Below are 19,996 nucleotides of genomic sequence, written 5' to 3'. Positions count from 1 at the left end.
CTGTTCAGAGGCGGGGCTCGTCGTTGGGTTCAAGTACCGGCGTGCGGGGTTTTGGCGCCATGCGTTTGCTGGCAAACACCACCAGGGCTTGATAGGCCGCTGGCAGGCAGCGGGCGAGCAGGTCGAGGCAATACGCGTCGCGGCCGATCAGCACACGGCGCTTGTTTTTGCGTACCCCGTGCAGGATCACTTTGGCGGCCTGGTCGGCGTCGGTGATGAACAGCTTTTCGAAGTCGGCGCGGGCTTGCTGTTCGCTGTGGATCAGGAACCCCGTCATGTTTGCGTCGATACGGCTGCTGCGGCAGATATCGGTGCGAATGCCGCCAGGGTGAACGCAAGTGGCCGATACACCGCAGCGTTGCAGGTCCAGCTCCTGGCGCAGGGATTCGGTAAAGCCGCGCACGGCAAACTTGGTGGCGTTGTAGCCGCTCATGCCCGGTTGGGCAAACAGGCCGAACACGCTGGAGGTGTTGATGATATGGCCATCGCCTGCGGCTTTCAGGTACGGCAGAAACGCCTTGGTGCCGTAGACCACGCCCCAGAAGTTGATGCCGACGATCCATTCCAGGTCGGCGTAGTCCACACCCTCTACGGTGCTCGACAGAGCCACCCCGGCATTGTTGAACACCAGGTTGACCTGGCCGTGATCGGCCGCGCAGCGTGCAGCCCAGTCCTCCATGGCCTGGCGATCGGACACATCCAGTACCTGGGTGGTGATCAGCACAGGCGCCAGGGTTGACGTTTTGATCAGCGCCGACGTCTGTTCCAGCCCCTGGCTGTTTTTATCCGCCAGTGCCAGGTGGCAACCTTCCCGTGCCAAGGCTAATGCCAACGCGCGACCCATGCCCGACGCCGCGCCGGTAATGGCCGCCACGCGGCCGCTGAATGACTTCATGACAGGCTCCCTTCGGCAGCGGAATGGGCAGCGGGCACAGGACGGTCGGGCGCATTGATCGGCACCAGGCTGGCCACATAGTCCTTGAGCGCAAACTGGCGTGTGACCTGCTTGAAGCGCCAAGTCGAGCCGGGCCACAAGGTGGTGTTCTTGCCGGTGCGAGGGTCGAGGTACCAGCTCTGGCAACCACCGGTATTCCAGATGGTGCGCTTGAGTTTGTCTTGCAACTGTTGGTTGAAGGCGCTTTCCACGCTGGGTTTGACGTCCACACTGGCGATGCGATGCCGCTGCATTTGCTTGAGCGCATCGAGGATGTAAGTGACCTGGGCTTCGATCATCAGGATCATCGAGTTATGCCCCAGGCCGGTGTTGGGGCCGACGATCAGGAACAGGTTGGGATAGCCGGGCACCGTGGTGCCCTTGTAGGCATGCGCGCCGTCTTGCCAGGTGTCCATCAGGTCGACGCCGCCGCGCCCGATGATGCAGTCGCGGGGCAGGGGATCGGTGGCCTGGAAGCCGGTGCCGAAGATCAGGCAGTCGGCCGGGTGCTTGATACCGTCGGCGGTGATCACCCCGTCAGCTTCGATGCGCTGCACGGTGTCGGTGACCACCTCGACGTTACTGCGCGACAGCGCGGGGTAGTAGTCATTGGAGATCAGTACGCGCTTGCAGCCGATGGTGTAGTCCGGGGTCAGGGTCTTGCGCAGGGAAGGGCGCGCCACTTGTTTGTTCAGGTGGCGCAGGGCGATTTTCTGCACCATTTTCATCAGCCGTGGGTGCAGGGCAAAGCCGACCACGCGGCCTTCCAGCGCCCAATAAAAAGCGCTACGCACCAGGCGTTGGGTGAAGGGCAGATGCTTGAACAACCAGCGTTCGAAAGGCGAGATCGCCCGGTCGGGCTTGGGCATGATCCAGGGTGGAGTGCGTTGGAACAGGTCCAGATGAGCCACTTGCGGCGCAATCTGTGGCACAAACTGAATGGCGCTGGCGCCGGTGCCGATCACTGCCACGCGCTTGCCCTTCAAGGAATAGTCGTGGTCCCACTGCTGTGAGTGGAAGCGCTTGCCCTTGAAACTGTCGAGCCCCGGAATATCCGGCAGCGCCGGGCGCGACAGGCCGCCCATGCCCGAGACCAGCACCCGTGCACTGACCTGGCGACCATCGCTGAAGCGCAATTGCCAGCGCTGGTGTTGCTCATCGAAGACCGCCCGCTCAAGGCCCATGCCGAAACGCAAGTAGGGCGCTAGCCCGAAACGCGTGGCGCATTGCTCCAGGTAAGCGCGGATCTCCGCTTGCGGCGCGAACTGGCGAGTCCAGTCCGGGTTGGGCGCGAAGGAAAACGAATACACGTGGGACTGCACATCGCAGGCGCAGCCGGGATAGTGGTTGTCACGCCAGGTGCCGCCGAGGGTATCGGCCTGCTCGGCGATAAAGAAGTCGGTGAACCCGGCCTCCTTGAGCTTGATCGCCATGCACAGGCCGGCAAAGCCGGAGCCGATGATGGCGATGTCGATGGCGTCGCGCTGGGCAGTCATAAGCATTCCTTCATGGGCATCGGGTGTGCTCCTTTTCTTGTTGTGTCTTTTAGATAGAGCACCATTGCAAAGAAAAATTGAATTACTTATTTTAAAAAAGATTTTAAATAATCTACCTGAAAATATCGCCTACGCTAGTCCCAGGTTCCTCATGTGCGACTTGTCCGACGGACAGGCACGACGTTCAGGTCCAGGGTGTGGACGATGGCTGAGGCCTTGATCAATTCCGGTCGGGTCGCCAGCCGCAGGGATGCAGAGGACCGAGCTATGGCTGTTGAATGGGTTATCGCTGCGGCTGTATTGATAGGCGCAAGCGCCGTTTTGTGGGGATTCAGCGCGTGGATGACGCGACGTATTGAAGCCGCCGTTCCGAACAACGGGCGCTTTGTGGAGGTGAATGGCGAGCGCTTTCATTATTACGAAGAGGGCAAGGGCCCGCCGTTGGTGATGATTCACGGCCTGATGGGCAGTAGTCGCAACCTGACGTATGCCTTGTCCGGACAATTGCGTGACCAGTTCCGTGTCATCACGCTCGACCGTCCTGGGTCGGGTTATTCCACACGCCACAAAGGCACCGCTGCGGACCTGCCAGCCCAGGCGCGGCAAGTGGCGGCCTTTATCGAGACGCTGGGCCTGGATAAACCCGTGGTGCTGGGGCATTCCCTGGGCGGAGCGATTTCCCTGGCGCTGGCCCTCGACCATCCCCACGCGGTGTCGGGGTTGGTGTTGGTGGCGCCACTCACCCATCCACAACCCACATTGCCCGTGGTGTTCTGGTCACTGGCGGTGCGACCGGCCTGGCTGCGACGCTGGGTGTCTCACACGCTCACGGTGCCGATTGGGCTGTTGACGCGCCGCGCGGTGGTCAAAGGCGTGTTCGCACCGGACAGTGCCCCTGACGATTTCGCCACCCGTGGCGGGGGGCTGCTGGGCATGCGCCCCGATAACTTCTATGCCGCGTCCAGCGAGATCGCCTTGGTCAACAACGACCTGCCGGGCATGGTCACGCGTTACCCGCAACTGACGCTGCCCATCAGCCTGATCTATGGCGCGCAGGACAAGGTCCTGGACTTTCGCAAGCACGGGCAGGCCCTGGCAGACAAGGTTCCGGGCCTGAAATTGCAGGTGGTGGAGGGGCGCGGGCATATGCTGCCGATCACCGCCACCGCGCGGGTGGTGGAGGCGGTGCACCACCTGGCCAAGCGTGCGCGGCCAGCGCAAAGCGCTGCAATCCTGCATCCGCCGTTTGCGTTGGCAAGCAAATAATCGTGGCACTCACTGCGGGTTGTGCCGTCCGAAATGCTTGCCCTAGAGACCTGACCCAGCGGCTGAAAAAGAGACTGTCCGGTCACGTAAAAAAGGCCTCGAAAAAGTAGTTGACGACCTAACGATTCCGCGCTATTTCTTTAAAAAAATATTTCAATGTTTATTTTGAAATGATTTTTGAAATGCCTAAGAGCGAATAAAAATGAAAAAAACGTCTTTTATCGCATGGTTGATTTCCTGGAGCATTCAACGCTCCCTGAACCTGTTTTGCACTGCCCAGCAACGGTGGCTGCCATGAATCAGACACTGGCAGCACCAAGCGTATGGACCGACGGCAAGCGCCACCTGTGGTGGTTGGGCATCATGCCCTTGGCCACGCCTTTGTTGTCCGGCGCCCTGGCCATCACCACCGGTATCCAGCAACTCTGGTGGGTCGGCGTATTGGTGATCTTCGGCCTGATCCCGCTGATCGATGGTTTGCTCGGTGAAGACGTGAGCAACCCGCCCGAATCCGCCGTCAGCCACCTTGAATCGCAAAGCTACTACCGCTGGATCGTCTACACCGGCGTACTGTTTGTCATCTCGTCGGTGGTGATCACCGGTTGGCTGGCTGCCGGCGGTATCGACTGGATCATTCAGGGCGGGCTGTTGCAGGCTGCCGCGAACCTGGAACCGTCGAGTTGGCTGTCCCATGCGGCCAGCTACCTCACCGCACGCACCCAGCTGCATGGCGAAGTGAGTTGGTTCACTTACTTGGGCATGGCCATGTCGACCGGCGCCGCCACCGGCATCGCGATCAATACCGCCCATGAACTGGGCCACAAACCCAATGCGCTGGAAGTGTTCCTGGCCAAAGTCACCTTGGCCCCGACCTTCTACGGTCACTTCTACACCGAACACAACCGTGGTCACCACGTCCGTGTCGCCACGCCGGAAGATCCCGCCAGTTCGCGCCTGGGGGAGAGCTTCTGGGCCTTTCTGCCGCGCTCGGTGTGGTTCAGTGCCCGCTCGGCGTGGAACCTGGAGCGCGAACGCCTGCGCAAGCTCGGCCTGCCGGCCTGGCATTGGCAGAACGGCGTGCTCAGTGCCTGGATGTACAGCATGGTGCTGTGGGGCGCGATGATCGCCTGGTTGGGAGCGGCAGTGATTCCGTTCCTGATTATCCAAGGCATCTACGGGTTTTCGCTGCTGGAAGTCGTGAACTATGTAGAACACTACGGGCTTAAACGTCAGAAGTTGCCCAATGGTCGTTATGAACGTTGTTCGCCACGGCATTCATGGAACAGCAATCGGATTGTTACCAATATCTTCCTGTTTCAATTGCAACGGCACTCCGATCACCATGCCAATCCCACTCGTAGTTATCAGTCGTTGCGTCATTTTGATGAATCGCCGCAACTTCCTTATGGTTACGCCAGCATGATTGTCTGGGCCTACGTGCCTTACTTATGGCGGCGGCGCATGGACCATCGGGTACTGAATCATTATGCGGGAGATATTACGCTGACCAATCTTCAGCCCTCACAACGGTTGAAGTACCTGGAGAAGTACAGCAACAGCGCCAAGCCTTTTTAAGTTCAAGCTATACCGTGTGCGTACTCGGGGCCTGCGTGCCGCGCAGGTCTCTATCGCCCGCAAGTTTGCAAATGGATAGCCAGAAAGTTGTTTGACCCGAACAAAAATAATTAAAGGGAAGGACGTACACCATGCAAGCACCTGCCAAGTTCACCACCCATATCGTATTGGCTGCGCTGGGCCTTATTGCCTATCACCAGGCCCAGGCAGCGCGCATCGAACCCGCCGGCAGTGCATTCACCGCCCAAGGCCCCATCAGCTTTTCCAAAGGCGCACTGATCAGTGCCGATTGCACCATCAAGGTCGCCGGCAAAGTGGCGGCGGATGGCTCATCGGTGAATGTCGACAAAGTTGAGTTCGACGGCGGCCTCAAGTGCAGCCGGGTCGAAGCCATCAACCTGCCTTGGGTACTGGTCGCCAAAGACACCAAGAGCGGTTCCATGTCGAAGATCAGCGTGGATGTCCATGCATTTGGCCTGGGCGGCAAATGCGGTCCCTCTACCGCCGATGGCACCTGGGACAACGCCACCGGCAAGTTGGAGGCCGCCAATGTACCAATCGGCGACGACTGCACGATCAAGACGGTATCTATCAAGATGCCACCTAACTTTAAGGTTGTTGAGTAACCACCTGATTTTATTGCGGTAATTGAATTGAGATTTGGCTGGAAAGGGAAGTTCTGCAGTTTCACCGTGACCTCTCGATCATGGCCATTACCCCTGGCGAAATGACTTCGCCATAACATGTGAGGAAAAACAATGAAAAGCTTGAAAACCCTCGTGTCGTTGACTGCTTTGACTGTTTGCATGGGTGCTGCTTCCATGGTGAGTGCCGCTACCATTTCTCCTGCTGGCGCGGGTTTCACCACGCCCGCAGGTGCTATCACTGTTACATCGCCCGCGTCGTTCGGTGCGCCCGTTGCTTGCACCATCGTCTTTACCGGCAGCGTGGCTGCGAGCGGTGCCAGCGCTGCGATCACCGGTGCCACTGTGAGCGGCTCCAACCCACTTTGCGGTGTGCCAGTGTTGCTGGGTTTGCCATGGACCTTGACCGCCACCACCGCCACCGGGCCTGACACCTTTGCAGGCACTGTATCGGGCGTGAACTTCAAGATCGTCAGCAACTGCGCAAGCGCTCCAGCCACCATCAATGTGGTCTACAACAACAGCAACCACACCATTACTGTTCCATCGGCACAAACCGTCGGCAGTTGCAAAATCACTGCGCTGAACGCGACGCCAACCCCAACGCTCACTGTCAACCCTTGATAGGCGTGCGCTTGACGTGATGATCACACGTTGAAACGCAAGTGCCCTGCAAAGGGCACTTGTTAAGGCAAGCCAAGGCGGTGATTCCGGCTGTGGTGGATAAAAATAATAAGGAGTGGAGCATGAATAATAAGAAACAACAGGCCCAGGCGTTACTTGGCCTGGCGTTGTTGAGCGGGTTTATGGTCGCAGCCGGGCCCGTTCAGGCTGGCGGGTACTCGACTCCTACATTTGGCGCGCAAGGCTGGGGCCGTGCGTTTGGCGGTGGTTCACTGTTCAAGAATGACCCTTCTTCAGCCTACAACAACCCGGCCGCCATGGCGTTCATTGACCAGACCATCGCGCAGCAGAACGTTATCTATGCGCGTATCAATATCAAGTTCAAGGGAAATGCCTATGACTACAAAGGGGACCCGACGTCCACCGGGGTCATGGACGAATTCGGCGGTGTGACCTCCACCCCGCGTGAAGGCAATGGGGGTGAAGCCGGCTTTACGGCTTGGTTGCCCACCGGCTTCTTGGTGATACCTATCAACGATCGCTTCAGTTTTGGCTTGAGTCAGGTCGTCCCGCAGGGCATGAAATCCACGTGGGACCAGGACTGGAAAGGCCGTGACTTCGCCGTTGACACCAAAATTGAAACCGTCGGTTTGACCGGCTCGCTGTCGTTCAAGGTCAATGACCAGTTTTCTATTGGTGCAGGTGCCATTGTCCAGCACAGCACAGGCTTCGTGAGCCAGAACGTCGACCTGTATGCGGCGGCGGCGGTCTCGCCGGGGCTCGGTGGTCTCGGCATCCCGTTCCCATCGGGGGTAGGGCAGTCGCTGATGCGGGTCAAGGTCGATAACACCTCGGTGGGCTGGTTTGCCGGCCTGGCCTGGAAACCCACTTTGCAAGACACGCTGGGTTTCAACTACCACGCCAAGATCAAGAACAAAATGGAGGGCAAATACAACATCTATGCTGATCCAGGCAGCAGGTTGCTGATGACCGATGCCGGAGGGGATGGCTTGACGCTGGTCGAGCGTGCTTACCCCGGCCTCAAACTGTTTCCGGACGGCGCCAACGCATCCACTCAATTGGACATCCCGGCCACCGCCGCCATCGACTGGGTGCATGTGTTCAACGACCGATTCAGCCTGGGCGCCAGTGTGCTGTGGACCCAATGGTCGTCATTCAAGGCGCTGACCCTGAAGTCCGATGGCAATACCATCGTGTCGATTCCCTACAAGTACAGGGACGTCATGATGTATTCCCTGGGGGGCGACTATAAGCTTACCGATGACTTCACCCTGCGCGCCGGTGTTGCCTATGACCAGACTCCCACCCGCAATTCCACGCGTGACCCACGTATCCCCGACGGCGATCGTTACTTCGCTTCTCTCGGCTTTGGCTACGATATCAAGGCCATACCCGGCTTGAGTATCGACGGTGCCTACTCTCGGCAGTTTGTCGAGCAGGTGAAGCTCAAAACCGTCAACGTCGACCGCCTGGGCGCTGCGCGCCTGGATGGTAAAGTCGACAGCAAAGGTGAGGTTGTCAGCCTGTCGGCCACTTACAAGTTCTAATGCATGCGGTAGTGGAGCAGCCAGTCAGCGCATCTTTCTGCTGTTTCACGCGTTTACCGCATCGACGGGTCGCCTCTGCGACCCGTTTCGATTGTCACTGAGGCATCTCCTGCCTCTCGCTTCATCATCCCTCGCAAGTACTCACGACCCCCGCCTGGCTCCGTCATTATTTCCTAATAAATCGATGGTTTTCACTCGCTCGGATTAGTCCTATTCCGGCGCCTGCTTAGTTGCAGGAAAGTTGTTCTACCCGAACAAAAACAATTTGAAGGGATGAACGCTAATTATGCAATTTCCTACAAAGTTCCGCACTCATCGGTATCGGTCATTGACTTGAAGTTTGGCCTGGCCGAGGAGTGTTGCTGTTTCACCTCAACGCCTCAGTCATGGTCATTGTCCCTGGCGACTAACTCGCCTTTCTACGTGAGGAATAACAATGATGAACTTTAAAACTGTCGTATCGTTGTCTGCCTTGGCTGTTCTGATGGGGGCCGCCTCCATGGCCAATGCCTACAGCATCACCCCTGTAAACACCAACTTCACCGCACCCGGCACGATCTCGGTGAAATCGCCATCCTCCTATCAGGCCGCGGTCAATTGCGGGGCGACTTTCACCGGTAATGTCGATGCCGCTGGCGTTGCCAAAATCACGGACGTTGCCATCACGGGTGGCGGGCTTTGCAGCCTGCCCAAGATCACCGGCTTGCCATGGACGTTGACGGCCAACGGTGCTACCGCAGGTTCGGTGACCAACGTCGGATACACCATCGCGGGTTCGATTCTGTACCCCGTCTCCAATTGTGGTGCTTCCACTATCACCGCCAACTACAGCGGTGGTGTGTTGACGGCTACCAATCAATCCCTGGCAGGAAACTGCACCGTGGTAAGCCTGAGCGTCAAGCCAACACCAGCGTTCACTGTTGTTCCTTGAGGATGGCGTGAATACAAGGGGCTGAGCGCCCGTTAAAAGGCAGGCGCCTCCCATGAGGCGCCTGTTGCGGCTGGCTGATTGAGAGCGCAGTAGAGGTGCCGTGTGAAGTTAAATAAACGACAGATTGAAGTGCTGCTGGGCCTGGCGTTGATGGGCGGATGGATGGTGGCCGCTCCCGTGCAGGCCGGTGGTTTCTCCACCCCGACCTATGGCGCCCCCGGTTGGGGCAGGGCCTTCGCGGGCGGGTCGCTGTTCAAGAACGATCCGAGTTCGGCGTATAACAACCCGGCCGCCATGGCGTTTGTCGACCGCAATGTTGCGCAGTTCACGGTCGATTACGCGCGCATCAACATCAAGTACAAAGGCGACGCCTATGATTATGCTGGCAAGCCGATTTCCAGCACGCCGCTGGATGACAACGGCTTTCCTGATTCCACCGCGACGACCGCGAACCACAATGACGGTGGCCAAGGGGGCTTCTCCGCCTGGCTGCCCACAGGCTTCATGGTCATGCCGCTGGGCGACCGGTTTGCCTTCGGCCTGAGCCAGGTCGTGCCCCAAGGCATGCGTTCCACCTGGGACCAGGATTCGAAACTGCGTGGGTTTGCAGTGGACACCAAAATCGAAACCGTGGGTTTGACCGGCGCCTTGTCGTTCAAGGTCAACGACCAGTTTTCCGTCGGCGGTGGGGTGATCGTCCAGCACAGCAAGGGGTTCGTCAGCCAGAACATCGACTTGTTGTCGGCGGCGGCGGTATCGGACTCTGAACTGGGCGGTATTGCTTTCCCGTCGGACGTCGGCGGCGCGCTGATGCGGGTCAAGGTCGACAATGTGTCAGCCGGCTGGTTTACCGGTGTGGTGTGGAAACCCACGGAAAAAGACACGCTGGGGTTGAACTACCACGCCAGGATCAAGAATAAGATGTCCGGCAAGTACAACATCCATGCCGATAAGTTTTCCTACAACCTTATGACCCAACCAAGCCCCTTCGGCGGCAGCGGTACGCTGGTGGGCACGGCCTATCCGGGGCTTGAGCTGTTTCCGGACGGTGCCCATGCCAGCACCCAGTTGGATATCCCCGCCACCGCAGGCCTGGACTGGGTGCACCAGTTCAATGATCGGCTCACCCTGGGCGCGAGTGTGGTCTGGACGCAGTGGTCCTCGTTCAAGGACCTGACACTCAAGTCGGGGGACATCACCATCGTGTCTATTCCCTACAACTACAGGGACACCTGGATGTACTCCCTCGGTGGCGACTTCCGTGCGACCGATGAGCTGACCTTGCGTGCAGGTGTGGCCATTGACCAGACGCCAACCCGCAATTCCACCCGTGACCCGCGCATCCCGGATGGTGATCGCACCTTTGTGTCCCTCGGTGCCGGGTACGACGTGAAGGCAATTGAGGGCCTGACCCTCGACGTTGCCTATTCCCACCAGTTCGTTCGGACGGTCAAGTTGAAGACCCAGAACGTCGACCGGCTGGGGGCCGCGAGCCTCGATGGCAAGGTGAATGCGTCCGGTGATGTCGTCAGCCTGTCGGCCACCTATACGTTCTGATGTTTCAAGGCGGTATTCCCCTTTGGTGATGACTTGACCAGGCGGCTCGCTCAGCCGCCATTTTTTTCGCCCAGGCATTAAATAATAATTTCAAAACAAAATTTGAATATAGTTTTCGAATTTTGTAGTGTGGCGTTACGCCGCATGTCATCCGACCTGGCGCACGTAGGCCGTACCCTGAATCGAATCGAGGTATCTCCATGGTTATCTGGTTACTGGTGGGTTTCGCAGCAGCGATCGCCCTGGCATATCGACAAGCTGTCGCCACCCTGTGGTTGGGCGCAGGCCTGATCTGGCTGGCAGCGGGTTACCTGTTCAACGTCGTGGCCGGTTTCGGCGCCACAGTCGCGGCGATACTGGTGGTGGCGCCCGCGTTGCTGATGACCATCAAACCCCTGCGCCGCACCTTGCTGACCAGCAAGGCTTTGGGCCTGTTTCGTACGATCATGCCAGCGATGTCTGATACCGAACGCGCCGCCATCGAGTCCGGCACCGTGTGGTGGGACGCCGAGCTGTTCAGCGGCAAGCCCAATTGGCAGCGTCTGCTGCAAGCCGCACCGGCCAGCCTGAGCGCAGAGGAACAAGCCTTCCTCGACAACGAAGTCGAAACCCTGTGCGATATCGCCAACGACTGGGAAACCACCCAGGTCTGGCAAGACATGTCACCCGAAGGCTGGCAGTACACCAAAGATGCCGGGTTCCTCGGCATGATCATTCCCAAGCAATACGGCGGCAAAGGCTTCTCCCACTACGCGCACTCGCAGGTGGTGATGAAGCTGTCGACGCGCTGCTCGGCGGCCGCCATTTCGGTGATGGTGCCCAACTCCCTCGGCCCGGCCGAACTGCTGCTTCACTACGGCACCGATGCCCAGCGCAATTACTACCTGCCGCGTCTGGCACGAGGTGAAGACATCCCATGCTTTGCCCTGACCAGCCCGTATGCCGGCTCCGATGCCGGGGCGATTCCCGACCTGGGCATCGTCTGCAAAGGCACCCATGAAGGCGAGGAAGTGCTGGGCTTTCGCGTGACCTGGGACAAGCGCTACATCACCCTCGGCCCGATTGCCACGGTGCTCGGCCTGGCGTTCCGCGCAGAAGACCCGGACGGGTTGCTCGGCGCTCCGGGTTCACTCGGTATCACCTGCGCACTGATCCCAACCTCCCATCCCGGCGTCAACAGCGGCCGCCGGCATTGGCCGCTGAACGCCGTCTTCCAGAACGGTCCTACCACCGGCAAGGATGTGTTTATTCCGCTGGAGTGGGTGATCGGCGGCCGCGAGCAAGTCGGCAACGGCTGGCGCATGTTGATGGAATGCCTGGCCGCCGGCCGTGCGATTTCTCTGCCGTCGGCCAACGTTGGCCTGGGCAAGGTGGCGGTGCGCGGCACCACCGCCTATGCCGCGATGCGCAAACAGTTCGGCCTGCCCATCGGCAAATTCGAAGGCGTGCAGGCGCCCTTGGCGCGCATGGCCGGACACTTGTATGCCTGTGATGCGGTGCGCAAGGTGTCGGTGGCGTCCCTGGACGCGGGTGAGAAACCCTCGGTGATCTCGGCGATTGCCAAGTACCACGTCACCGAGCGTGCGCGGATCATCGTCAACGACGGCATGGACATCGTTGCCGGCAAGGGCATCTGCATGGGCCCCAATAACTTCCTGGCCCGTGCCTATCAGCAAAGCCCCATTGCCATTACGGTGGAAGGCGCGAACATCATGACGCGCTGCCTGATCATCTTTGGCCAGGGCCTGATCCGTTGCCATCCTTATGTGTTCCGCGAGATGGAAGCAGCGCGTAACCCGGACCGACGTAAAGCGCTGGAAGCCTTCGACAGTGCCATGTTCGGCCATGTGAGCTTTGTGCTGGCCAATACCGTCCGTGCGGCGGTGCATTCCCTGACAGGCGGGCGGCTGATTTCCGTTCCGGCCAAGACCGACCCTGCGCTGGCGTCTTACTACCGCCAGGCCAATCGTCTGTCAGTGGTACTCGCGCTGATTTCGGATATTTCCATGGGCGTGCTGGGCGGAGCCCTCAAGCGCAAGGAAAGTATTACCGGGCGCCTGGGCGATATTCTGTCGCAGCTGTACATCCTGTCCTGCGTACTCAAGCGGTTTGAGGACGACGGCCGGCCCCAGGCGGATCTGCCGTTGGTGCACTGGGCGGCGCAGGATGCATTGTTGCGGGCCCACGAAGCGCTGGCGGAAGTGCTCGATAACTACCCCTCGAAACCTGCTGCGGCGGTGCTACGTGGCCTGACATTCCCGTTCGGGATCCCACTGCGCAAACCGTCGGACCGTCTGCTGGCCCAGGTGGCCGACGTGGTGCAGACCCCGGGCGAAACCCGCGACCGCTTGTTGGCCAACTCTTACATCCCACGTCCGGAAATCGACAAGTTGGCCTACGGCGAACTGGGTTTCCGCCTGCTGCCCCAAGTCGAGCTGATCGACGCGCGGCTCAAGCCCGCCGTGAAGCAGGGCCTGATCGAGCCGATGCCGATCTCCGCCACGGCCTTCACCGCCTGGCGCGTCAAGGCGCGGGCGCTGGACCTGATCAGCGACGACGAAGACACCTTGCTCGGCCGCTACGTGGAATACGCCGACCACGGCATCCAGGTGGACGACTTCCCGCAGGACTTCGGCTTGCTGGAGGCGTTGCAGCAGCGCAAGCAAGCGCTGGAGCCGACGGCGAAACGTCGCACCAACCAAAGCGAAAACGCCTCGGTCAATTAGCCAACACCGTGTTGTGAGTGAATCTATCAATGAGTGACAGCTACCTTTCTTTCGTCAATTCCCCTTGGGGCCGGCGCCTGGCTCAGGCCATCGGCTTGCCGCAGCCCCTGCCACTGCAACGCCACCGCAGCGGCCAGCAGGGCTTGGTCAACCCGGTGATCATCGCCGGGGCAGGGCGCCTGGCCGCCGAGGTGCAGCGGATTTTCGCGGCCACTGATACCGTCGCCGCCACCCCGGCGACGCTCAAGGCGCCGTCCACGGTGAAAGTGCAAGGCGCCGTGTTTGACGCCAGTGCCGTGGCCGACCTGCAACAGTTGGACGAGCTGTATGTGTTCTTCCACACCAACGCCAAGCGCCTTGGCCACCATGGCCGCGTCGTGGTACTCGGCACCGCGCCGGAGCATTGCCAGGATTTGCCCCAGGCCATCGCCCAACGCGCCCTCGAAGGCTTGGTGCGCTCGTTGGCCAAGGAGCTGCGCCGGGCGATCACCGTGCAGTTGATCTACGTGGCGCCGGGTGCCGAAGACGTACTGGACAGCAGCTTGCGTTTCTTCCTGTCGCGCCGTTCGGCCTATGTGTCGGGGCAAGTGGTGCGCCTGGAGAAACCGGTGGACGGCCACGTCACGGTCAATTGGGACAAACCCTTCGCCGGCCGTCGCGCCTTGGTCACCGGCGCCTCCCGTGGCATCGGCCTGGCGATTGCTCAGGTGTTGGCGCGGGACGGCGCCCATGTGGTGTGCGTGGACGTGCCCCAGGCCCAGGCAGCGTTGCAACAGGCGGCGGACAGCGTCGGCGGTTCGGCGCTGCCCCTGGACATCACCGCGCTGGACGCGGCCGCACTGTTGCAAGCACATGTCAGCCAATACGGCGCCTTTGACGTGGTGGTGCACAACGCCGGGATCACCCGCGACAAGACCATCGCCAAAATGACCGAGGCCGCCTGGCGTAGCGTGCTGGCGGTTAACCTCGAAGCGCCTTTGCAGCTCAGCGAGGCATTGTTGGACAGTCAAGGCCTCAATCCTGGGGGGCGAATTGTTTGTGTCTCGTCGATTTCCGGTATCGCCGGCAACCTCGGACAAAGCAATTACGCCACCTCAAAGGCCGGTGTGATCGGCCTGGTGCAAGGCCTGGCACCGCGTGCATCGGCACAGCAAGTGACGGTGAATGCGGTGGCGCCGGGGTTTATCGAAACCCTGATGACCGCGAAGATCCCGCTGATGATCCGTGAAGCCGGGCGACGCATGAATTCGCTGTCCCAGGGCGGACAGCCGATCGACGTGGCCGAGACCATTGCCTGGCTGGCGCATCCGGCGTCCGGCGGGGTCAACGGCCAAGTCGTACGGGTGTGCGGCCAAAGTCTGCTGGGAGCCTGAGCCATGGACTACGTGACGCAGATCATTGATCCGCCGCCTTCACGCACCCGCTTGCTGCTGGACGGTGTACGCGCCCTGCGCAAACCCAAGCTAGACGGTGCGCCTGTGCTGCCCAAGGAGCGCCTGGTGCGCTCGGCGGTGGGGTTGTCTGCCGCCGACATCGCCGCCTATGGCCGTGCCTGTGGTTTTCGCCGCGAGCAGGGCGTGCCGTTGTCCTATCCCCATGTGCTGGCGTTCCCTTTGCACTTGATGCTGCTGACCCGCCCCAGCTTTCCGTACCCGGCCAGCGGCATGGTGCACCTGGCCAATCGCATCCGTCAGCACCAGCGCTTGCACGAAGGCCAGGCGTTGCGCATTGAGGTGTATTGCGAGCGTTGGGTCGCCCATCCCAAGGGCCAGGCGCTGAGCATCGCCACCCGTGCCTATGGTGCCGGCACGCTGATATGGGAAAGCGATAGCCTGTACCTGCGCCGGGACGTCAAGGACCCGGTCGGCGAACCGTGGGGCGACGCGTTGCCGCTGCAGGAAGAAGGCTTGTTACGCACCCAACGCTGGGTGCTGCCCGCCGACCTGGGCCGACGTTTTGCCAAGGTCTCAGGGGATTTCAACCCGATTCACACTTCGGTGATCGGCGCCAAGCTGTTCGGCTTTCGCCGCGCCATCGCCCATGGCATGTGGACCCTGGGCCGCGCGCTCGCCGCCCAGCAACCGCCTGGTGGCCTGGACCAGGCCGAGGCCCAGTGTGACTTCAAGCTGCCGATCTTCCTGCCCGGCCAGGTCGCGCTGTGGAGCCATCCGGTGACTGGCCCGCGCCGCGAATTCGAAGTGCGCAATTTTGCCGGTGACAAACCCCATATGCGTGGCCTTTTCATCTGGAAAGAGAACCTGGAATGAGTGACTACAGCTTCAACCCGGCCCCGGTCCGTCGTGTGGCGATCATCGGCGGCAACCGCATCCCGTTTGCTCGCTCCAACACGGTGTACGCCCACGACAGCAACCAGGACCTGCTGGTCGCCGCGCTGCAAGGTCTTGTCGACCGCTACAACCTGCACGGCCAACGTCTCGGTGAGTTTGCCGCTGGCGCTGTGATCAAGCACTCGCGGGATTTCAACCTGGCGCGTGAGTCGTTGCTGTCTACCACCTTGTCGCCGGATACGCCGGCCTACGATGTGCAGCAAGCCTGCGGCACCGGGCTGGAAGCCGCATTGCTGGTGGCGAACAAGATTGCCCTCGGCCAGATCGAGGTGGGCATTGCCGGGGGGGCCGACACCACCTCTGATGCGCCCATCGGCATTAATGAATCCCTGCGCCACACCTTGCTCGCGGCCAATCGCGCCAAGGGCATGGGTGATAAGCTGAAGACGTTGCTCAAGGTTCGGCCCTCGATGTTCTTCAAGCCATTGCTGCCGCGCAACGGCGAGCCGCGCACCGGCCTGTCCATGGGCGAGCACTGCGAAGAAATGGCCAAGCGCTGGCAGATCAAACGCCTGGCCCAGGATGAGCTGACCCTCACCAGCCACCAGCGCCTGGCGGCGGCCTACCAACGCGGCTTCTTCGACGACCTGATCAGCCCCCATCGCGGCCTGGCCAGGGACAACAACCTGCGCGCCGATGCCAGCCTGGAAAAGCTCGCGGGCCTATCCCCAGCCTACGACCGCCAGAACGGCACCCTTACCGCCGGTAACTCCACTCCGTTGACCGACGGTGCCTCGGTGGTGCTGCTGGCCAGTGAAGAGTGGGCCGCCGCCAACGGCTGGCCAGTGCTGGCCTACCTGCGTACCGGCGAAACCGCAGCGGTGAATTTTGTCGACGGCAGCGAAGGCTTGCTGATGGCCCCGGCCTACGCAGTGCCGCGCATGCTTAAACGCGAAGGCCTGAGCTTCAAGGATTTCGACTTCTTCGAGATCCATGAAGCCTTTGCCGCCCAGGTGTTGTGCACGCTCAAGGCCTGGGAAGACCCGGATTATTGCCGCGAACGTCTAGGCTTGGAGGCGCCCCTGGGCACCATTGATCGCGCGAAGATGAACGTCAACGGTGGCTCGCTGGGCTGCGGCCATCCCTTTGCCGCCACGGGAGGCAGGCAGTTGGCGGCGCTGGCCAAGATCATCCATGCGAACGGCGGCGGGCGCGGTCTGATTTCCATCTGCGCGGCGGGCGGACTGGGCATTACCGCCATCGTCGAAAAGTAGCTCTATCAAAAACAACAACAAGGAGACTGCCATGAACGCTGTAAGCCTGGAACACACCGAACGGATCTGGTTGAACGCTTACCTGCCCGGCGTCCCGGCAGATATCGACGCCGCTATCGAGGACTACCCATCGCTGCGCGAGGTGTTCCTGGAACACCTGGAGAAGTTTCGCGAACGGGTGGCGTACGTCAGCATTGGCACCGAAATGACCTACGCCGACTGGCAGGTGCAAGGCTATGCCTTTGCCGCCTGGCTGCAGGGGCAGGGCGTCAAGAAAGGTGATCGTGTGGCGCTGATGATGCCCAACTGCTTGCAGTATCCGATTTGCCTGTTGGGTACGATCCTGGCCGGCGCGGTGGTGGTCAACGTCAACCCGCTGTACACCTCCCATGAGCTCAAGCACCTGCTCAAGGACAGCGGCGCGGAAACCGTGGTGATCTTCGAGAATTTCGCCCATACCCTGGAAAAAGTCATCACCGGCAGCAGCGTCAAGCGCGTGGTGATCGCGGCCATCGGCGATTTGCTGGGGACGTTCAAGGGCGCCGCGATGAACTTCATCCTGCGTAGCGTGCAAAAGCAGGTGCCAGCGTTCAATCTGCGCGGCTCGCTGCGCTTCAACCAGGTGCTGAAACAGGGACGGGCGCTCACTCATTTCCCGGTGGAGATGCACCTCGACGACCTGGCCTTTCTGCAATACACCGGCGGCACTACCGGCGATGCCAAGGGCGTGATGCTCAGCCACCGCAATATCATCGCCAATCTGTTGCAAGCCAAGGCCTGGGTTGGCGACCAACTGGACCAGGACAAGCAGGAAACCAACGTCACCCTGCTGCCGCTGTACCACATCTTTTCCCTGACGGTGAACTGCCTGATGTTCATGTGCCTGGGCGGGCGCAACATCCTGATCGCCAACCCACGGGACGTGAAGCGCGTGCAGATGATCCTGCGCAAGGAGCGCTTCAACGGGATTGCCGGGGTCAACACGCTGTTTAATGGCTTGCTGGAGAACAAGGAGTTCTGCGCACGGGACTTTTCCGACCTGCGCATGGTGATCGCCGGCGGCATGGCCACGCACACGGCGGTGGCCAAGCGCTGGAAGGAAGTCACCGGGCTGCCGATCATCGAAGGCTACGGCCTCACCGAATGTTCGCCGGTGGTGAGCATCAGCCCGATCAACATTGCACGCATGCGCGAGATGGAATTCACCGGCAGCATCGGCGTGCCATTGCCCTCGACCTGGGTGCGGTTTGTGCGCGAAGACGGTGAGTTGGCTGAGATTGGCGAACAGGGCGAACTGCAAGTGCGCGGGCCACAGGTGATGCAGGGTTACTGGAAACGACCGGAGGCCACTGCCGAAGTGCTGGATGCCGAGGGGTGGTTGTCGACCGGTGATATCGGCATGATGGACACGCGCGGTTATATCCGCCTGGTGGACCGCAAGAAGGACATGATCCTGGTCTCGGGCTTCAACGTGTACCCCAATGAAATCGAGGACGTGGTGGCGCTGCACCCTGGCGTGGCCGAAGTGGCGGCGATTGGTGTGGAAGATGGCGTGACCGGGGAGAAGGTCAAGATCATCGTGGTGCGCAAGGACCCGAGCCTGACCCAGGAGCAGATTCTTGCGCATTGCCGGGAGTACCTGACGGGGTACAAGGTGCCCAGGTACGTGGAGTTCCGCACCACTGAGTTACCGAAGACCACCGTCGGCAAAGTCCTGCGCCGGGCACTGCGCTAGACTTCTCTTTTTGTGGTGAGCGAGCTTGCCTCGCGCGGGGCAAGCCCGCTCACCACAAGGTTCGGGGCTGTTAAACCTCTTCGACCTGTACCCAGCGTTCTTCTCTGGCCGCCACGCGAATCGCCGTCGCCAACCGCTCCACCTCCCACGCTGCCTCAAAGTCTGTGCCATCCGCACCTTGACCGGCCAGCGCCAGGATCAACTCCTGCACCTCCAGCGTCTTCAGTTCGTTGTAGCCCAACTGATGGCCCGCCGCCGGGCTGAACGCCGCATAACCGGGCAGGGCAGGGCCAGCGAGCAAACGCTGGAATCCATCCTGGCCGATGCGACACACCTGCAATTCATTCAAGCGCTCTTGATCGAACGCCAAGGTGCCTTTCGTCCCGCTGATCTCGAAACTCAGGTGGTTTTTGTAGCCCTGCTTGAGCCAACTGCTGCTCACCGTGCCGCGTGCGCCATTGGCAAAACGCAGCAGGGCGTGCACTTGGTCATCCACCGCAATCGATTTAAGGTCGGTGCTGCCTTTGACGGCCGGCCGCTGGGCGTGGACGGTCTGGGTGTCGGCACACACACTCACTACGTCGCCCACCAGATAACGCGCCATCGATAGCAAGTGACTGCCCAAGTCCGCCAAGGCGCCGCCCGCGTGTTCCACTTCACAACGCCACGACCATGGCGAGGCCGGATCAGCCATGAAATCTTCGCTGAACTCGCCCTGGAAGCTGATGATCTCGCCCAGTTCGCCGTTAGCGATCATCTGCTTGGCCAACACGATCATCGGGTTGTGCTGGTAGTTGTAGCCCACCCGCGTCACCACGCCCGCAGCACTGGCGGCGCGGCGCATGGCGTCGGCCTGTTCCAGGCTCACGGCCAGGGGTTTTTCGCAGTACACCGCCTTGCCCGCTGCGATGGCGGCCATGGCCATGGGGTAGTGCAAATGGTTGGGCGTGGTGATGGCGACCACGTCCACGTTGGGGTCGTTGATCAGCGCCTGCCAGTCGCCATGGGCCTTGGCAAAGCCCCAATCCCTGGCGCAGCGCTGGGCACGTTCGGTGTCGGCGTCGGCCAGGGCGGCCAGCTTGAGGTGTACCGGCAGTTCAAATACCGCACGGGCGTTATTGAACGCCAAGGCATGGGCGCGCCCCATGAAGCCTGTGCCGATCAAGCCGATTCCGAGTTCACGCATCGCCGTGGTCCTTTGGATTATTGTTTTCAGGAGGACTATTAATGGAATAAAAATTCCCAGATTTCAATAGACAGAATAAAAATTCATTAAGGCCTCGCCGATCACTCCAACGAATGCAGCTATATTCAGCCTCTGACGAAAGGCCCTCAGTTAACAAAAGATAACGTAGCGCCGATTGTCAGACGATTCGAA

15 protein-coding genes are annotated in these 19,996 nt (G+C 60.5%); 12 read left to right on the top strand and 3 right to left on the bottom strand.

All coding sequences use genetic code 11. From position 1 onward, the window contains the following. Positions 1–4 precede the first annotated feature (4 nt). Together OZ428_RS18790 and OZ428_RS18785 are read right to left on the bottom strand one after the other, a co-directional pair. Positions 5–895, bottom strand: a complete 891-nt coding sequence (locus OZ428_RS18790; protein WP_269130865.1) for an SDR family NAD(P)-dependent oxidoreductase — start codon at positions 893–895, stop codon at positions 5–7. Continuing rightward, positions 892–2,430, bottom strand: coding sequence for a flavin-containing monooxygenase (locus OZ428_RS18785; protein WP_269130864.1), 1,539 nt, complete (start codon positions 2,428–2,430; stop codon positions 892–894). The genes OZ428_RS18790 and OZ428_RS18785 overlap by 4 nt, the downstream gene beginning before the upstream one ends. A gap of 204 nt (positions 2,431–2,634) precedes the next feature. On the opposite strand from OZ428_RS18785, the gene OZ428_RS18780 reads away from it, so the two are divergent. The 12 genes from OZ428_RS18780 (at position 2,635) to OZ428_RS18725 (ending at position 18,618) form a co-directional block, all read left to right on the top strand. After that, entirely contained in the window at positions 2,635–3,696 is a 1,062-nt protein-coding gene (locus tag OZ428_RS18780; protein ID WP_269130863.1) for an alpha/beta fold hydrolase, read from the top strand. A gap of 294 nt (positions 3,697–3,990) precedes the next feature. After that, the gene (locus OZ428_RS18775; RefSeq protein WP_269130862.1) at positions 3,991–5,271 is read left to right on the top strand and encodes an alkane 1-monooxygenase; all 1,281 of its coding nucleotides are present in this window, start codon (positions 3,991–3,993) and stop codon (positions 5,269–5,271) included. A 131-nt stretch (positions 5,272–5,402) separates the two neighbouring features. Continuing rightward, positions 5,403–5,897, top strand: a complete 495-nt coding sequence (gene praA / locus OZ428_RS18770; protein ID WP_038843880.1) for an alkane oxidation protein activator PraA — start codon at positions 5,403–5,405, stop codon at positions 5,895–5,897. Between the two features lie 132 nt (positions 5,898–6,029). Beyond that, positions 6,030–6,539 carry an alkane oxidation protein activator PraB gene (praB, locus tag OZ428_RS18765; RefSeq protein ID WP_269130861.1) on the top strand — a complete coding sequence of 170 codons (510 nt, stop codon included), beginning with the start codon at positions 6,030–6,032 and terminating at the stop codon, positions 6,537–6,539. 122 nt (positions 6,540–6,661) lie between these two features. Then, positions 6,662–8,107 (top strand): outer membrane protein transport protein, encoded by a 1,446-nt coding sequence (locus OZ428_RS18760; RefSeq protein ID WP_269130860.1) that lies wholly within the window; start codon positions 6,662–6,664, stop codon positions 8,105–8,107. A gap of 436 nt (positions 8,108–8,543) precedes the next feature. Continuing rightward, complete coding sequence (praB, locus tag OZ428_RS18755; protein WP_269130859.1) at positions 8,544–9,038, top strand: alkane oxidation protein activator PraB; 495 nt, start codon at positions 8,544–8,546, stop codon at positions 9,036–9,038. 150 nt (positions 9,039–9,188) lie between these two features. Next, positions 9,189–10,595: an outer membrane protein transport protein gene (locus tag OZ428_RS18750; RefSeq protein ID WP_442964846.1), complete on the top strand. Its 1,407-nt coding sequence runs from the start codon at positions 9,189–9,191 to the stop codon at positions 10,593–10,595. Between the two features lie 200 nt (positions 10,596–10,795). Next, positions 10,796–13,321, top strand: a complete 2,526-nt coding sequence (locus OZ428_RS18745) for an acyl-CoA dehydrogenase (protein WP_269130857.1) — start codon at positions 10,796–10,798, stop codon at positions 13,319–13,321. 29 nt (positions 13,322–13,350) lie between these two features. After that, positions 13,351–14,694 carry a 3-oxoacyl-ACP reductase gene (locus tag OZ428_RS18740; RefSeq protein ID WP_269130856.1) on the top strand — a complete coding sequence of 448 codons (1,344 nt, stop codon included), beginning with the start codon at positions 13,351–13,353 and terminating at the stop codon, positions 14,692–14,694. 3 nt (positions 14,695–14,697) lie between these two features. After that, positions 14,698–15,588: a MaoC/PaaZ C-terminal domain-containing protein gene (locus OZ428_RS18735; RefSeq protein WP_269130855.1), complete on the top strand. Its 891-nt coding sequence runs from the start codon at positions 14,698–14,700 to the stop codon at positions 15,586–15,588. Further along, complete coding sequence (locus OZ428_RS18730; protein WP_269130854.1) at positions 15,585–16,883, top strand: acetyl-CoA C-acetyltransferase; 1,299 nt, start codon at positions 15,585–15,587, stop codon at positions 16,881–16,883. Before OZ428_RS18735 ends, OZ428_RS18730 begins: the two co-directional genes overlap by 4 nt. Positions 16,884–16,914: 31 nt before the next feature. Continuing rightward, positions 16,915–18,618: an AMP-binding protein gene (locus tag OZ428_RS18725; protein WP_269130853.1), complete on the top strand. Its 1,704-nt coding sequence runs from the start codon at positions 16,915–16,917 to the stop codon at positions 18,616–18,618. Between the two features lie 70 nt (positions 18,619–18,688). On the opposite strand, the gene OZ428_RS18720 is transcribed toward OZ428_RS18725, so the two are convergent. Then, a complete protein-coding gene (locus OZ428_RS18720) occupies positions 18,689–19,804 on the bottom strand; it encodes a Gfo/Idh/MocA family protein (protein ID WP_269130852.1) in 1,116 nt (371 codons plus the stop codon). Positions 19,805–19,996 lie beyond the last annotated feature (192 nt).

The organism is Pseudomonas sp. GXZC, assembly GCF_026967615.1.
GTDB classification, from domain to species: Bacteria; Pseudomonadota; Gammaproteobacteria; order Pseudomonadales; family Pseudomonadaceae; genus Aquipseudomonas; species Aquipseudomonas azotoformans_A.
This window is presented reverse-complemented; position numbering and strand designations above follow the sequence as displayed.

What these genes read in the sequence shown, in the direction of transcription:
- OZ428_RS18790 (WP_269130865.1), bottom strand. Translation starts at nt 895, where the DNA reads ATGAAGTCATTCAGCGGCCGCGTGGCGGCCATTACCGGCGCGGCGTCG.
- OZ428_RS18785 (WP_269130864.1), bottom strand. Translation starts at nt 2,430, where the DNA reads ATGACTGCCCAGCGCGACGCCATCGACATCGCCATCATCGGCTCCGGC.
- OZ428_RS18780 (WP_269130863.1), top strand. Translation starts at nt 2,635, where the DNA reads ATGGCTGAGGCCTTGATCAATTCCGGTCGGGTCGCCAGCCGCAGGGAT.
- OZ428_RS18775 (WP_269130862.1), top strand. Translation starts at nt 3,991, where the DNA reads ATGAATCAGACACTGGCAGCACCAAGCGTATGGACCGACGGCAAGCGC.
- praA (WP_038843880.1), top strand. Translation starts at nt 5,403, where the DNA reads ATGCAAGCACCTGCCAAGTTCACCACCCATATCGTATTGGCTGCGCTG.
- praB (WP_269130861.1), top strand. Translation starts at nt 6,030, where the DNA reads ATGAAAAGCTTGAAAACCCTCGTGTCGTTGACTGCTTTGACTGTTTGC.
- OZ428_RS18760 (WP_269130860.1), top strand. Translation starts at nt 6,662, where the DNA reads ATGAATAATAAGAAACAACAGGCCCAGGCGTTACTTGGCCTGGCGTTG.
- praB (WP_269130859.1), top strand. Translation starts at nt 8,544, where the DNA reads ATGATGAACTTTAAAACTGTCGTATCGTTGTCTGCCTTGGCTGTTCTG.
- OZ428_RS18750 (WP_442964846.1), top strand. Translation starts at nt 9,189, where the DNA reads ATGGGCGGATGGATGGTGGCCGCTCCCGTGCAGGCCGGTGGTTTCTCC.
- OZ428_RS18745 (WP_269130857.1), top strand. Translation starts at nt 10,796, where the DNA reads ATGGTTATCTGGTTACTGGTGGGTTTCGCAGCAGCGATCGCCCTGGCA.
- OZ428_RS18740 (WP_269130856.1), top strand. Translation starts at nt 13,351, where the DNA reads ATGAGTGACAGCTACCTTTCTTTCGTCAATTCCCCTTGGGGCCGGCGC.
- OZ428_RS18735 (WP_269130855.1), top strand. Translation starts at nt 14,698, where the DNA reads ATGGACTACGTGACGCAGATCATTGATCCGCCGCCTTCACGCACCCGC.
- OZ428_RS18730 (WP_269130854.1), top strand. Translation starts at nt 15,585, where the DNA reads ATGAGTGACTACAGCTTCAACCCGGCCCCGGTCCGTCGTGTGGCGATC.
- OZ428_RS18725 (WP_269130853.1), top strand. Translation starts at nt 16,915, where the DNA reads ATGAACGCTGTAAGCCTGGAACACACCGAACGGATCTGGTTGAACGCT.
- OZ428_RS18720 (WP_269130852.1), bottom strand. Translation starts at nt 19,804, where the DNA reads ATGCGTGAACTCGGAATCGGCTTGATCGGCACAGGCTTCATGGGGCGC.